This is a genomic window from Brachyspira sp. SAP_772 (assembly GCF_009755885.1).
Taxonomy (GTDB): Bacteria; Spirochaetota; Brachyspiria; order Brachyspirales; family Brachyspiraceae; genus Brachyspira.
The window spans coordinates 1-704 of sequence record NZ_VYIX01000170.1; the positions used below are offsets into that span (position 1 = coordinate 1).

Here is a 704-nt window from a genome sequence, read left to right on the forward strand (position 1 = left end):
TCTGTTGTAAATACCGAGTTTAATGGAAGCAAAACAATTATAGTATACTATTCTTGGAATGGCAATACAGAAATAGTGGCTAATAAGATTAAAAAGATTACAGGTGCTGATATATATAAAATTACTACAAAAATYCCATATCCAAATGAATATGATGATATGGTGATTCAAGTAAAAGATGATATAGATAATGATAAGCTTCCAGAATTAAAYGGCAGTGTTGATTTGTCTAAATATGATAATATTATTATTGGATATCCAATATGGATAGGTGATATGGCTTTGCCTATGAAAAGCTTTTTGTCAAAAAATGATTTAAAAGGRAAAAATATAGCACCGTTTATATTAAGCGGAGGCTCAAGGGTATATARAAGTGTTTCATATATAAAAGATACATGTCCTGATAGTAAAGTTTTGAATTATATATCTATAAAAAGAAAAGATGTATCCGATTTGGACGGTAAAATAAATAATTGGATAAGAAAAATAAAAGTAGATATATCTAAATAATTTATTAATATTATGTTAATATTTGCATAAAGAAAAAAAATAGTATACAATTTACATAATAATATAATTGTTATTTGGAGATATATTTATGAAAATAGATAATAGAGTATTAATATCTGATGACGGTCATAGAATGTACACTTATATTTTTACTCCAGACACTCAGCCCAAGGCAATAGTACAAATAGTTCATG

General features: G+C 25.7%; 1 protein-coding gene and 1 pseudogene. Both read left to right on the forward strand.

Annotated features, from left to right (window positions below; translation table 11 throughout):
• Positions 1-510: flavodoxin (locus tag GQX97_RS13315; protein ID WP_157152297.1), on the forward strand; the 510-nt coding region annotated here is incomplete at its 5' end.
• An 88-nt stretch (positions 511-598) separates the two neighbouring features.
• Positions 599-704: pseudogene (locus GQX97_RS15180) on the forward strand (lysophospholipase); the annotation flags it as partial.